Raw genomic sequence first — 13119 nt, 5'->3', positions numbered from 1 at the left:
TTTCGTGACTCTGGTGCTTGAGCGTTAAATTGATTACATTGGATTGGTATGTTTGATTTAATTTTATTAAGGAACACTTAGCAATGAAGTATTCAACGTTAGGTCGTACTGGTTTAGAGGTGTCTCGTGTTTGTTTGGGGACGATGACATGGGGTACGCAGAACACCCAAGAAGACGCAGACGCGCAAATTGAGTATGCACTGGCTCAAGGTATTAACTTTTTTGATACCGCAGAAATGTACTCTGTGCCACCAACGCCTGAGTCTTATGGGAAAACTGAAACGATAATTGGTGATTGGCTTTCGCGTAACCCTCATCGCAGGGATGAATTTGTTCTGGCGACTAAGATTGCAGGCAATGGTCTTCGTTATATTCGCGGTGGTGGTGATATTACGGGGGAGGCGATTATTAGCTCTATTGACGCGTCGCTTGAAAGGTTGCAAACGGATTACATCGATCTTTATCAGATGCATTGGCCGAACCGTACGACGCCTCATTTTGCAAAACATCATCCTGGTCGTATAACTTTTACAGATGTTGATACCGAAGCGCATAAAGCACAAATGCTTGAGATCTTACAGGCATTAGATGAGAGCGTGAAGGCTGGGAAGATTCGTCACTTTGGCCTGTCAGATGATACGACTTGGGGTATCAGTGAATACGTTAAGTTGAGTGAAAAACATGGCTTGGCGCGTGTTGCGTCTATTCAAAACGAGTTTAGTTTACTTCACGCGAAAGACTGGCCGTACCTAATAGAGCAGTGTGTGCGTGATGATGTTGCGTATTTGCCTTGGTCGCCACTGGCGGCGGGTGCGCTGACGGGCAAATATTTGAACGGAGCGCGCCCTGAAGGTAGTCGTTGGAGCTACGCGCAGCGCAATGGCTTGTTCCGCGATACAGAGCTTTCTAATGCTGCTATCGCCGAGTATTGTGATGTTGCTCAAAAGCACGGTTTAATGCCCGCTCAGTTAGCGTTAGCATGGTGTGACCAAGTAGATGGTGTAACATCAACGATCATTGGTGCGACGAAAATGGATCAGCTTATTGAAGATATTGGTGCGTTTGAAATTGCATTGTCAGATGATGTTTTGAAGGATGTGGCAGACGTATTTAAACGTTATCCAATGCCTTACTAAAGATTTAGAGCTTAAAAGTTCTAAAGCGTTAACATTTGAAAAACCGTCTAGTCAAAAAACAGCTAATAAAAAACCCGGCATATGCCGGGTTTTTTTAATGCGTTAGATTATTGCGTATTCGCAATGAATCTTAGCTGTCACGACGCTCTTTTGCAGCTTCGATTACAGACTCAGCAACGTTCGCAGGACATGCATTGTAGTGAGAGAACTCCATAGAGAACTGACCACGACCAGATGTCATTGTACGTAGTTGACCGATGTAACCGAACATTTCAGAAAGCGGTACGTCTGCCTTGATGCGAACGCCAGTAACACCTGCTTCTTGGTCTTTGATCATGCCGCGACGACGGTTAAGGTCACCGATTACGTCACCAACGTGGTCTTCTGGAGTGAACACGTCTACTTTCATGATAGGCTCAAGAAGTTGTGCGCCTGCTTTCGGGATAGACTGACGGAAAGCGCCTTTAGCTGCGATTTCAAACGCCACAGCAGAGGAGTCAACCGCGTGGTAGCTACCGTCGAACAGTTCAACTTCAACGTCTAGTACAGGGTAGCCGGCAAGAACACCTTCTTCCATCATAGACTTGAAGCCTTTCTCAACAGCAGGCCAGAATTCTTTAGGTACGTTACCACCAACAACAGAAGACGAGAACGTGAAGCCAGAGTTTTGCTCACCAGGCTTGATGCGGTAGTCGATCTTACCGAACTGACCAGAACCACCAGACTGTTTCTTGTGAGTGTAGCTGTCTTCAACTTCGCGTGTAATTGTTTCACGGTAAGCAACTTGTGGTTGACCCACTTCAAGTTCTACGCCGTAAGTACGCTTAAGAATGTCAACTTTGATGTCTAGGTGAAGCTCACCCATACCTTTAAGGATAGTTTCGCCAGAATCTTCGTCTGTTTCAACTTGGAAAGATGGATCTTCTGCAACCATTTTACCGATTGCGATACCCATTTTCTCGTTGCCGCCTTTGTCTTTAGGCTTAACAGCGATAGAGATTACAGGCTCTGGGAAGATCATCGCTTCAAGAGTACATTCGTGCTTAGGATCACATAGAGTGTGACCTGTTTGAACGTTCTTCATACCTACAACAGCAAGGATGTCACCAGCTTGAGCTTCAGAGATCTCGTTACGGTCATCAGCTTGCATTTCAACCATACGGCCGATACGCTCAGTTTTACCTGTTGCAGAGTTAAGGATCGTGTCACCTTTCTTAAGACGACCAGAGTAGATACGGATAAAGGTTAGGGCGCCGAAACGGTCATCCATAATCTTAAATGCCAATGCACGTAGTGGCTCATCAGCAGAAACCGTCGCAACTTCACCAGTAGGCTCACCTGTTTCAGCATCTGTAAGAGGCTGAGGATCAACTTCTGTTGGTGCTGGTAGGTAATCAACAACAGCGTCAAGAACCAACTGAACACCTTTGTTTTTGAAAGCAGAACCACAGAAAGTTGGGAAGAAAGCAAGTTCGCGAGTACCTTTACGGATACAGCGCTTAATGTCTTCTAGAGAAGGCTCTTCACCTTCCATGTAGGCTTCCATTAGGTCGTCATCCATTTCAACAGCGCTTTCTACAAGCTGCTCATGGTATTCTTCAACCTGATCAACCATGTCTTCTGGTACGTCAGTGATTTCGTAGTTTTCAGGAAGACCAGTGTCATCCCAAATGTACGCTTTCTTAGTTAGTACATCGACAACGCCAGAGAACTCGTCTTCTGTACCGATTGGCAATGTCATAACAAGTGGGTTCGCACCCAATACGTTTTTAACTTGCTCTACAACGCGGAAGAAATCTGCACCTAGGCGGTCTAGTTTGTTAACGAAGATACAACGTGCAACTTCTGATTCGTTAGCATAACGCCAGTTAGTCTCTGATTGAGGCTCTACACCACCAGAACCACAGAATACACCGATACCACCGTCTAGAACTTTAAGAGAACGGTATACTTCTACTGTGAAGTCAACGTGTCCAGGAGTATCGATAACGTTTAGGCGGTGCTTTTTCCACTCACAAGTTACAGCAGCCGATTGGATAGTAATACCGCGCTCTGCTTCTTGTTCCATGAAGTCTGTAGTAGATTCACCGTCGTGAACCTCACCAGTTTTGTGAATCTTACCAGTAAGTTTCAGGATTCGTTCTGTTGTGGTTGTTTTACCCGCGTCAACGTGGGCAAAAATACCAATGTTTCTGTAGTGTGATAAGTCAGCCATTACTTTACTCTATAAGTTTGGGACGAAAATTTTCGCGATAGTATACAAGACTTTTTTGCATTTGTAGTCAGGTATTGGCGCGTATTCTATTATATTTTTAGTAAACAAAGAAAGGGGCGTTTTTAAACGCCCCTTTCTTTGTTCAATTTTTTTCGCTAAAAGCTGAATTTTCAGTAGCTTAACGCTTCTTTTAGTCTTTTCTTAAGCGGTCTGATATCGCAATTGGGTTAGGGTAGTTCAGGATAACCACATAGGTCGATAACGCGAAGCTTAAAATGGCCGTTGCTTGGATGACATGACTTGCTTCTACGCCGATTAATCCAATGGACGCGGCGAGATAGGCAATAAGCAAAGAGAACTCGCTGACTTGCCCTAATCGAAACCCAACCTCCCAAGAGGTTGATTTGTCTTCTTTCAAGCCTTTTAGAAGGTATCTAAACACCGTTGGCTTAATAAGTAGCGCACTCACAGCCAGTACGATCGCTGGGACAATAACCGTGCCGAGTAGAGCGAGATTAAAGCTTGCTCCTATTGAGAAGAAGAATAGGATTAAGAAAAAATCTCTTAGCGGCTTAAGGTTGGTGGCGATGTATTGTGAAATGGGGCTGGTTGCGAGCGCCACACCAGCGATAAATGCACCCATTTCTGCGGAGAGGCCTGCTGTCTCAGCCGCGACGGCCATCGCTAAACACCAACCGATAGAAACAAGAAAGATGTATTCATGAAAACGGTCAAACTTAGCGATGAGTTTAAGGAGTACATATTTCACAAATAGGAACGCGCCGCCAACTAAAATCGGCAATCCAAGAACGGGTTTGGCATACCGCATGAAATCGCTGGTGTCTTCACTGCTGCCAATGCTGTAAAGGACCAGTAATACAGCGATCGCAATAATGTCTTGTAAAAGCAAAAGTCCCACGACAAGTTCACCGGTGTGTTTGTGGTGTAATACGGTAGTGGGTAATAGTTTTATACAGACGATGGTACTTGAGAACATCATTGCCAAACCGACAATAATGGATTCTGTCTGTGTGTAACCAAATGCGGTGGAAACTAGGTATCCTAAGGCTGCAAATGCGATGGATGACGCGAGGGCAACCCAGGATGCTTTTTTGAGCATATTAATGAGGTGACTCGGTTGCATGTCTAGACCGAGCAAGAACAGCAGGAATATGATGCCTATATGAGACATTTCATCCATTAGTTTTGGTTCGTCTATCAACGAAAGTGCAGAAGGCCCAAGCAATACCCCCAGTGCGATATACGCGAGAATCATTGGTTGACGAGTATATAACGCGATAGAGGCGACGACCGCCGCCCCAGCAAAAATCAAAAAAAACGAATGTACGATCGATACGTCCATATAACTCGTTACCTTTTTAGCGTCAAGATCGTGTTGATTTTAGCTCCAAGAGCCCGTCGACGTTTTTTTCTTGCGTGTAGCTGGAAGGACGAGTCCTGCCAATACACCAATGATAATTGTCGTGGCTCCGATGATAAACCAGCGTTGTTCTTTGGACGACTTTAGCATCTGGTTTTCGCCTTGAATGGCATTCAGTTGCTGCTGTAAAGATTCGATTTTGTACGCTGATTCTTCGTTGGCTTCGACAATAGATCGCGCCTTTTGAGCAAGCTCATTAATTTCGTTCAGTTGATTTTGAAGAGAGGAGCGCTCTGAATTTAGTTGTTGTACTTGGTTAACTAAATCAGTCGTTTTCGCTTTTTCTTCATCGAGTGCTTCTTCGGCGTTTAATTTTGCCTCTGCTGCCTCTGTGAGTTTGGTTTCTAATCGCACTAGTTGATCACGACTTACTCGGTTCTCACTTAGAAAATAATCCGCTGCCCAACCTTCATTCCCTTGGGGGGTGCGAACTTTTGTATAGCCGCTGCTCTTATCTAGGACAACAAGAGGTGTGCCGCTTTTTAAACCGCGCTCGACGGCTCTTGTGTTGTTGCTTTGGCCCTCGCGAATAGCGATAAACTGGATATCTGAAACATAGACGGTTTCAGCCATAACACTGGTAGACATTAGGACGCCAAATGCAAGGCTGGTAAGACATTTTTTGAACACGTTAAGACCCTTTAACAATCAATCACTTCAGCACTATAAGATACTGGGTTCTGGTAGGTGTATGCAAATAAAAAAGGCTCCGAAGAGCCTTTTTTTAAGAACGACCCTGCATGTCGTTATGCAGGTGAGGGTTGTCTTTTAGCCTCGGCGAAGGAAAACCGGGCGAGGGTCAGCAACGTCCCCTTGATATGCCACGCTAAAAGGCTTGTGCAATTCGAGGGCTTTTTCAAGATTTACGTCTTGTTCGAAGTCAAAAGCACTGAACCCGCAGCGTAGTAAGTAGCCTAGTTGGTCAGGAATGAAGTTACCGATCGCACGAACTTCTCCCTTGAACCCAAGGCGTTCGCGAACGAGGCGACCGTAACTGAAACCACGGCCATCGGCGAACGCAGGAAAGTTAACTGCAACCACATCTAATTGACTCAGGTCTTGATTTTCCAATGCTTCGACACCTTCGCCAGCGTCAATCCAGATGCCCGCAACCTTACCAAGTGTGTCAGCGTTTTCGATCCATTGTTGCATTGGAACGATGCTATTCTCGCTGATTACTTGTTCAGCATCGTTCACTAATGAATACGTATTGTCGACGATCGCGCCGTCTTTAATTAGCTTTTGCATATGCGGCCTCTTTAAACGGTTTGATGCCGATTCGGCGGAATGTATCGATGAAGCGTTCTTCTTCTGTGCGCTGATCTACATAGAGGTCGATGATGCGCTTCATTACTGAACCGATTTCTTCTTGAGCGAACGAAGGGCCCAAGATTTTACCAATGCTTGCATCGTGGCCAGATGCACCACCCATGGAGACTTGGTAGAACTCTTCGCCTTTTTTATCTACGCCCAAGATGCCGATGTTACCAACATGGTGGTGTCCACATGCGTTCATACAGCCGGAAATGTTTAGATCAACTTCCCCGATGTCGTATAGGTAGTCTAGATCATCAAATGTGTCTTGAATTTGTTTGGCAATCGGGATGGATTTAGCGTTTGCTAGTGCACAGAAGTCACCGCCTGGGCAGCAAATCATATCCGTTAATAGACCCAGAGTAGGGGTCGCGAAACCAGACTCTTTTGCCGCTTCCCAAAGTTCAACAAGTTGGTCTTGTTGAACATCAGCAAGTACTAGGTTTTGCTCATGACTAACACGAAGTTCACCGAAGCTGTATTTATCAGCAAGGTCTGCCGCTTTATCCATTTGCTCTGACGTAGCATCGCCAGGCGCTTGGCCATTCTTCTTAAGTGTAAGCGTAACAATACGGTAGCCAGCTTTCTTGTGAGAGAAGGTGTTGCGTTCGTACCAACGGGCAAAACCAGCGCTGTTTGCTAATTTGTCGGTCAAAGACTGAGGTTGTTCTTCAAGTGCTTTGTAAGCAGGCTCTGTGAAGAAACCTTGTAAGCGTTCGAACTCGCTCATTGGCACCGTGCTTTCTTTTCCGCGCAGGTGTTCCCACTCAGCGTCAACAAGCTTGCGGAATGCATCGATTCCCAGCGCTTTAACCAGTATTTTAATACGAGCTTTGTATTTGTTGTCACGACGACCATTTTGGTTGTAAACACGGATGATCGCATCGAGATAGGTCAAAAGGTCTTCGCGAGGGACAAACTCGCTAATGGTTACACCAACCATTGGGGTACGACCTAAGCCACCACCAACGATGACTTTAAAGCCAATTTCGCCTGCGTCATTCTTTTTGATGTGCAGTCCTATATCGTGGACTTGTGTTGCTGCACGGTCTGCTGACTCAGTCGCATTTACTGCAATTTTGAATTTACGCGGTAGGAAGGCAAATTCTGGGTGGAACGTAGACCATTGACGAATAAGTTCGCAGTAAGGTCTTGGGTCAACAATTTCGTCTGCGATTACACCAGCATACTGGTCGGTCGTTGTATTACGAATACAATTACCACTTGTTTGAACCGCGTGCATTTCGACTTCCGCCAACTCAGCAAGAATGTCAGGGACAGATTCCAGTGTCGGCCAGTTAAACTGAAGGTTTTGGCGCGTACTGAAGTGGCCGTAACCTTTGTCATAACGGCGACCGATGTCGGCAAGGGTTCTAAGTTGCGCACTAGAAAGCATGCCGTATGGAATCGCCACTCGCAACATTGGAGCGTAACGTTGAACGTACAATCCATTTTGAAGTCGTAATGGCAAAAACTCTTGTTCACTAAGCTCGTTGTTTAGATAGCGGCGTGTTTGGTCGCGAAATTGCGCTACACGCTCTTGTACGAGCTGCTGATCGATAGCGTCGTATTGATACATAAGAAGACAAAACCGTTGTTAATAAATTTTTAGTGGCGGCATTCTAGCAAAGTTCGCTTATTCTAAAAATGAATATTTATCTATATCTTTAGGGTTTTTACTAATAAGTAATATAGGTAAAGTGAAATAAGAAAATAACGCTATGCCATTGATGAGAATGAGAATTCTTCTATTTTTATATCAGTCTAAAAAAACGTGCAAAAATACCTTACTTTTTTACTTGGTCTTTCGTTTTAATGCATGAAGCGTTATCATTTGGGTAAAGAAATTAAACGAAGTTCCATAAGGGGTGTTATGAATATCACTATTACTGACAGTGCTCAGGAATATCTATCAGGTTTGCTTGATAAACAAGGCATTGAAGGTATGGCCGTGCGTATGTTTATCCAACAACCTGGTACTCCCTACGCAGAGACGTGCTTGGCTTATTGCCGCCCTGATGAAGTCAATGAAACTGATGAGATTTTAAACCTTCCTAAGCTGAAGGTTTTTATCGAAAAGAACTCTGTTGCGTTTTTAGATGAAGCGTTTGTCGATTACGCAACGGAGAAAATGGGTGGTCAGCTTACTATTAAAGCGCCTAATGCGAAAATGCCTAAAGTAACGCCAGACAGCCCGATTGAAGATCAAATCAATTATGTTTTGTACTCGGATGTGAATCCTGGTCTTGCGGCACATGGCGGCGAAGTGAAACTGGTTGAAGTGATTGAGGGCGGTGTCGCTGTTCTTCAGTTTGGTGGTGGTTGCCAAGGTTGCAGTGCGGTCGACCTTACACTGAAAGAAGGTGTTGAAAAAACGCTGATTGAGAAGGTACCTGGACTCACCGCGGTTAAAGACTCGACGGATCACACCGTGACCGATAATGCGTTTATGTAATTAAGACCGTTATGCTTGAGTGTTGTGCGTTTAAATGCGACAGTGCTCAAGCTTAAACAGTCAATAAAAAAGGAGTGCCATAAAGCACTCCTTTTTTGTACAAATTAAACGCTTTTAATTCTGGTTCTGGCAAAAGGCGTTTTGTAGGGCTAGGCTCTTGGGCGTTTTGGTAGAACGTCTCGTAAAGCAGTTGCCATATCAATTAAGGTTTTTTCTGTTGTGTCCCAATCAATACAAGCGTCTGTAATAGATACGCCGTATTTTAGGTCGCATTTGTTTTCAGTTACTTTTTGATTACCCCACCCAATGTTGCTCTCAATCATTAGTCCCATAACTGAGTTGTTACCTTCTAGGATCTGGCGTGTCACATCCAGTGCAACTTCTGTTTGCTTTTCAGGTTTCTTTGCCGAGTTCTCATGAGAGCAATCTACCATAATGTTATGTTTTAGATTGGCTTTGTTCAGCGCTTCTTCACTTGCGCTCACATGTTCCGCTGAGTAGTTAGGTTTACCATTTCCACCGCGCAGTACAATGTGACCGTAGGCGTTGCCTTTAGTGTTGACTATGCTAACTTGACCTTCTTCATTGATGCCAAGAAATGAATGAGGGTGTGAGACGGATTGCATCGCATTGACGGCAACGGTCATTGAGCCATCTGTGCCGTTTTTAAAACCAACCGGTCCAGATAGACCTGACGCCATTTCACGGTGAGTTTGAGATTCCGTTGTACGAGCGCCGATAGCCGACCAGCTGATTAAGTCTTGGTAGTATTGTGGCGAAATAGGATCAAGCGCTTCAGTCGCAAGTGGAAGTCCGAGTTCAGACAAGTCAATCAATAACTGACGTGCGATCCCCATTCCTTTTTCAATGTCGAAACTGCCATCTAGGTTTGGATCGTTGATTAAGCCCTTCCAACCAACGGTAGTACGCGGTTTTTCAAAATAGGCACGCATAATGATGTAAAGAGTGTCACCCACTTTCTCTGAAAGCGCTTTTAAGCGTTTTGCATAATCGATAGCGGCATCTGTATCGTGAATAGAGCAGGGGCCTATTACGATCGCGAGACGGTGATCTTTTCCGTCCATGATGTTTTTGATGTCTTCTCTAGAGCGAGAAACAATATCGCGTACAGTTTCGGATAAAGGAAGCGTGTTTTTTAGACTAGCAGGTGTAACTAGAGGCGTTAACGAAGCAACATTCAAATCCTCTAAGCGTGTATCACTCATTACGGGGTACCCTAATTATTGATTTTAATTAAGGCGTAACCCTACCTGTTTTTTCGGCAATATTGAATATTTAATATAACTTTTTTCGCACTTTAATTAGAAGAAAAGATATTTAACGCCAAAAGCCATTAATGTCGAGGCTAAAATAGGTTGTAAAACTTGGTTTGGTACAAAACTGGCTAGCCGTGTTCCGACATAAATAGCAGGAATAGAGCCAATCAGTAGTCCTAACAACAAGAAATAATCGACGTTTCCAAGGAATACATGACCGATACCTGCCACCAAGGTTAAGGGGACAGCATGGGCTAAGTCTGTACCGACGACATTCTTTGCTTGCATAAGTGGGAATAAAAGCAACAGCATGGCAGTGCCAAGTGCACCAGCGCCAACCGAGGTGAGGGTGACTAGCACGCCTAAAACGATGCCACCAAAAAAGATGTACGTTCGACTTTGTTGTTCGGTTAAATTGGGGTTCAAAAAGCTAAGTAGACGCTTTCTAAATATGAGTACCGCAGCGGTTAATACGAGCATGAACCCCAGCGTTGCTGAAAGCGTGCTTTGGTAATGCTCAGGGTGCTCAAAGCCTGAGAGTACCCAAATGGTGATCAAGGAAGCGGGGAGACTACCCGCAGCCATCGCCCCCATTATTTTCCAGTTAACGTTGCCTCGACGCGCGTGCATATAAACACCCGTACTTTTGGCTATGCCGGCATACATGAGGTCTGTCCCTATGGCGATATGAGGGGGAAAACCAAATAACAAAAGCAGTGGTGTCATAAGAGAACCGCCTCCTACTCCTGTAATACCAACCGCTAAACCAACGCCAACACCCGCAGCAATGTACCAAAAAATTTCCATCGTGTTCGTTCTTTAAATGAATTAAGCTAGCAACACTAGAGGTTTTTCTCTATTCTATAAAGTAATATTTTTTTATGTTTTTAATTCTTTTTCGAATAAGGGCAGTCTATGAAGTTACAGCAGCTTCGATATATTTGGGAGGTCGCTAGGCATGATCTTAATGTATCGGCGACAGCTCAGAGTCTGTATACATCTCAACCCGGCGTCAGTAAGCAGATTCGGCTGCTAGAAGATGAGCTTGGAATTGAGGTATTTGCTCGAAGTGGTAAGCATTTAACTCATGTTACGCCAGCGGGTGAAAAGATTATTGAACTCGCGGGTGAAATACTAAATCAAACTCAAAACATAAAAAAAGTGGCGAAAGAATTCAGTGATGAGCGTAAAGGATCACTAGATATCGCCACCACTCACACTCAAGCGCGTTATGCTTTACCTAAAATTATTCACGACTTTATCGGTGGTTATCCTGATGTGACCTTGCATATGCATCAAGGTACACCAATGCAAATTGCCGAAATGGCGAACGATGGCGTGGTTGATTTCGCGATTGCAACGGAAGCCTTAGAGCTATTTGGAAACTTGGTCATGTTGCCCTGCTATACGTGGAATCGTTCGGTGGTTGTTCCTAAAGATCATCCGCTCGCTCAGACCTCTAAGCTGACGCTAAAAGAGCTGGCAAAGTTTCCTTTGGTAACGTACGTATTTGGTTTCACTGGGCGCTCGCAGCTTGATAAAGCCTTTCAAGATGCCGAGCTTGATCCGAATGTCGTGTTCACTGCTGCGGACTCTGACGTCATCAAGACATATGTGAGGTTGGGGCTGGGTGTTGGTATCGTCGCAACAATGGCACATGATCCCAAAATCGATTCTGATTTAGTGGCTATTGACGCGTCTCATTTGTTTGAAGACAGTACGACAAAAATCGGTATACGCAACAATACCTTCATCCGTGGTTATATGTATAAGTTTATTGAGTCTTTTGCTCCTCATTTAACTCCAGACTTGATAACGGAAGCGATGGAGCTGTCAAACAGGCATGGGGTTGAAGCTCTTTTCGAAGGGATTGAGCTTCCCAGATACTAAACTCTTTATTTGAAGGCGCCATCACTGATGACTTACGAGGAATTTAACGAGTTCTGCGCATCGTTGGTTTCAACTACTCATGTGATTCAATGGGGTGGTTCTCATGTTTGGAAAGTGGGCGGTAAGGTATTTGCGATTGGCGGCTGGCAGAAGTCAGGCGAGCTGGGCTTTACCTTTAAGGTGTCTGAGTTGCACTATGAAATATTAAAGGATGAGCCTGGATATCGCCCCGCGCCCTATCTTGCGTCTAGAGGTATGAAATGGATTCAGCAATATGATCTTCCCTCTAGTGCTGACGATTCTCTTAAATATTACATTACTGAATCCCATCGCATCGTTGCATCTGGACTGTCTAAAAAGAAGCAAAGAGAGTTAGGTGTTCTTGTTGAGAGCGAATGAGTGAATGATGGTTTTTTCACTCTTCTAGTTGGTAACCAGTTTTCTTGGATGGTTTACGTTCGCAGATAGTGGTAACCCGTTTATGTCTCTTCATTCGTTCGCAACACGATTCATTATTAGATCAATCATGGCTCGTACGATGGGTTTTTGAGCCGACGAGGCTTTCCAAACTAAATACATAATGGCGTTGTCCTGTTCCGTCAAAGATGCATTCCACGTTGGCAATACTTCGATCAAACTGCCGTTTTTTAAATCACGCTCAACGAAATACTTACTGACGAGTGCGATCCCTTGATTTGCACGTGCCCACATCAGTAAGGGAGTGCCGCCTTCTGAAGTCAGTGTCGGGTCGATGCGAACTTTTCTCTGCTCATTATTCTTTTCAAAATACCACCACGTATGCTGGCGAGACTTGTAAAACGCCAAGCAAGAATGAAGTTTTAGATCATCAGGCGATTCTAAAGGAGGCGCTTTCTCCAAGTAGTGCTCAGATGCGATGAGGATAGACGGCATCTTTTTTAATGGTCGAAAAATTAGGTTGGAATCGTCAGGGCGTCCATATCGAATGGCGATGTCGAAAGGGCTTTTGTGTAGGTCGGCGATGGTGTTGTCGAGACCGATTGTTACTTTTGTATTGGGGTGGGTGTCGCGAAATTCCGCGATGAGTGGCACCAGTACAGATCTTCCAAATGAGTCAAAGGTGGTGATGGCAATTGTGCCTTCTACACTCGTACGCTTTTCTATAAAGCTGTGTTTCGCAACTTGGACCGACTCGAGAATTTGCTTGCACTGATTGTAGAACTGCTCACCATCAGACGTAAGCTCTAATCTGCGAGTAGAGCGTATTAGTAGCTTTGTTTTGAGTTCTTCTTCAAGCTGGTCAAGTTTTCGTGTTAGTGAGCTTGGGCTTTTGCCGAGGGATTCTGCAGCGGCACTGAATGTGTGTAGCTCTACTATTTTGATAAATTGTTCCATTGCTTCAAACATTCGAA

12 protein-coding genes are annotated in these 13119 nt (G+C 44.6%); 4 read left to right on the top strand and 8 right to left on the bottom strand.

Annotated elements, in window-relative coordinates; genetic code table 11:
* Positions 1 to 83 precede the first annotated feature (83 nt).
* Entirely contained in the window at positions 84 to 1136 is a 1053-nt protein-coding gene (locus MARME_RS11660; RefSeq protein WP_013661466.1) for an aldo/keto reductase, read from the top strand.
* Positions 1137 to 1266: 130 nt separating this feature from the next.
* Here MARME_RS11660 and fusA read toward each other — a convergent pair whose 3' ends face one another.
* The 5 genes from fusA to MARME_RS11635 form a co-directional block, all read right to left on the bottom strand.
* Complete coding sequence (fusA, locus tag MARME_RS11655) at positions 1267 to 3351, bottom strand: elongation factor G (RefSeq protein WP_013661465.1); 2085 nt, start codon at positions 3349 to 3351, stop codon at positions 1267 to 1269.
* Positions 3352 to 3541: 190 nt separating this feature from the next.
* Positions 3542 to 4714 (bottom strand): cation:proton antiporter domain-containing protein, encoded by a 1173-nt coding sequence (locus MARME_RS11650; RefSeq protein ID WP_013661464.1) that lies wholly within the window; start codon positions 4712 to 4714, stop codon positions 3542 to 3544.
* 39 nt (positions 4715 to 4753) lie between these two features.
* Complete coding sequence (locus MARME_RS11645; RefSeq protein ID WP_223294971.1) at positions 4754 to 5380, bottom strand: TIGR04211 family SH3 domain-containing protein; 627 nt, start codon at positions 5378 to 5380, stop codon at positions 4754 to 4756.
* 180 nt (positions 5381 to 5560) lie between these two features.
* Complete coding sequence (locus MARME_RS11640) at positions 5561 to 6040, bottom strand: DUF934 domain-containing protein (RefSeq protein ID WP_013661462.1); 480 nt, start codon at positions 6038 to 6040, stop codon at positions 5561 to 5563.
* The gene (locus MARME_RS11635; protein ID WP_013661461.1) at positions 6024 to 7685 is read right to left on the bottom strand and encodes a nitrite/sulfite reductase; all 1662 of its coding nucleotides are present in this window, start codon (positions 7683 to 7685) and stop codon (positions 6024 to 6026) included. The genes MARME_RS11640 and MARME_RS11635 overlap by 17 nt, the downstream gene beginning before the upstream one ends.
* A gap of 294 nt (positions 7686 to 7979) precedes the next feature.
* Between MARME_RS11635 and nfuA the strand changes: the two genes are divergently transcribed.
* A complete protein-coding gene (nfuA, locus tag MARME_RS11630) occupies positions 7980 to 8561 on the top strand; it encodes a Fe-S biogenesis protein NfuA (protein ID WP_013661460.1) in 582 nt (193 codons plus the stop codon).
* Positions 8562 to 8710: 149 nt separating this feature from the next.
* Here nfuA and MARME_RS11625 read toward each other — a convergent pair whose 3' ends face one another.
* Both MARME_RS11625 and MARME_RS11620 read right to left on the bottom strand, forming a co-directional pair.
* Entirely contained in the window at positions 8711 to 9787 is a 1077-nt protein-coding gene (locus tag MARME_RS11625; protein ID WP_013661459.1) for a 3-deoxy-7-phosphoheptulonate synthase, read from the bottom strand.
* 96 nt (positions 9788 to 9883) lie between these two features.
* Positions 9884 to 10645, bottom strand: a complete 762-nt coding sequence (locus tag MARME_RS11620; protein ID WP_013661458.1) for a sulfite exporter TauE/SafE family protein — start codon at positions 10643 to 10645, stop codon at positions 9884 to 9886.
* 108 nt (positions 10646 to 10753) lie between these two features.
* Here MARME_RS11620 and cysB point away from each other — a divergent pair, with 108 nt between their 5' ends.
* Together cysB and MARME_RS11610 are read left to right on the top strand one after the other, a co-directional pair.
* Positions 10754 to 11728 carry an HTH-type transcriptional regulator CysB gene (gene cysB, locus MARME_RS11615; RefSeq protein WP_013661457.1) on the top strand — a complete coding sequence of 325 codons (975 nt, stop codon included), beginning with the start codon at positions 10754 to 10756 and terminating at the stop codon, positions 11726 to 11728.
* A gap of 27 nt (positions 11729 to 11755) precedes the next feature.
* Positions 11756 to 12127 carry an MmcQ/YjbR family DNA-binding protein gene (locus MARME_RS11610; protein WP_013661456.1) on the top strand — a complete coding sequence of 124 codons (372 nt, stop codon included), beginning with the start codon at positions 11756 to 11758 and terminating at the stop codon, positions 12125 to 12127.
* 90 nt (positions 12128 to 12217) lie between these two features.
* Here MARME_RS11610 and MARME_RS11605 read toward each other — a convergent pair whose 3' ends face one another.
* Positions 12218 to 13114, bottom strand: a complete 897-nt coding sequence (locus MARME_RS11605) for a LysR family transcriptional regulator (protein WP_013661455.1) — start codon at positions 13112 to 13114, stop codon at positions 12218 to 12220.
* Between the last annotated feature and the right edge of the window lie 5 nt (positions 13115 to 13119).

This window comes from Marinomonas mediterranea MMB-1, assembly GCF_000192865.1.
GTDB lineage: Bacteria > Pseudomonadota > Gammaproteobacteria > Pseudomonadales > Marinomonadaceae > Marinomonas > Marinomonas mediterranea.
This window is presented reverse-complemented; position numbering and strand designations above follow the sequence as displayed.

Bases quoted from the DNA above. Each gene is read 5' to 3' on its own strand.
- nfuA (WP_013661460.1), top strand. From the start codon at position 7,980: ATGAATATCACTATTACTGACAGTGCTCAGGAATATCTATCAGGTTTG.
- MARME_RS11645 (WP_223294971.1), bottom strand. From the start codon at position 5,380: ATGTCTACCAGTGTTATGGCTGAAACCGTCTATGTTTCAGATATCCAG.
- MARME_RS11620 (WP_013661458.1), bottom strand. From the start codon at position 10,645: ATGGAAATTTTTTGGTACATTGCTGCGGGTGTTGGCGTTGGTTTAGCG.
- MARME_RS11635 (WP_013661461.1), bottom strand. From the start codon at position 7,685: ATGTATCAATACGACGCTATCGATCAGCAGCTCGTACAAGAGCGTGTA.
- MARME_RS11640 (WP_013661462.1), bottom strand. From the start codon at position 6,040: ATGCAAAAGCTAATTAAAGACGGCGCGATCGTCGACAATACGTATTCA.
- MARME_RS11650 (WP_013661464.1), bottom strand. From the start codon at position 4,714: ATGGACGTATCGATCGTACATTCGTTTTTTTTGATTTTTGCTGGGGCG.
- MARME_RS11660 (WP_013661466.1), top strand. From the start codon at position 84: ATGAAGTATTCAACGTTAGGTCGTACTGGTTTAGAGGTGTCTCGTGTT.
- fusA (WP_013661465.1), bottom strand. From the start codon at position 3,351: ATGGCTGACTTATCACACTACAGAAACATTGGTATTTTTGCCCACGTT.
- cysB (WP_013661457.1), top strand. From the start codon at position 10,754: ATGAAGTTACAGCAGCTTCGATATATTTGGGAGGTCGCTAGGCATGAT.
- MARME_RS11625 (WP_013661459.1), bottom strand. From the start codon at position 9,787: ATGAGTGATACACGCTTAGAGGATTTGAATGTTGCTTCGTTAACGCCT.
- MARME_RS11605 (WP_013661455.1), bottom strand. From the start codon at position 13,114: ATGTTTGAAGCAATGGAACAATTTATCAAAATAGTAGAGCTACACACA.
- MARME_RS11610 (WP_013661456.1), top strand. From the start codon at position 11,756: ATGACTTACGAGGAATTTAACGAGTTCTGCGCATCGTTGGTTTCAACT.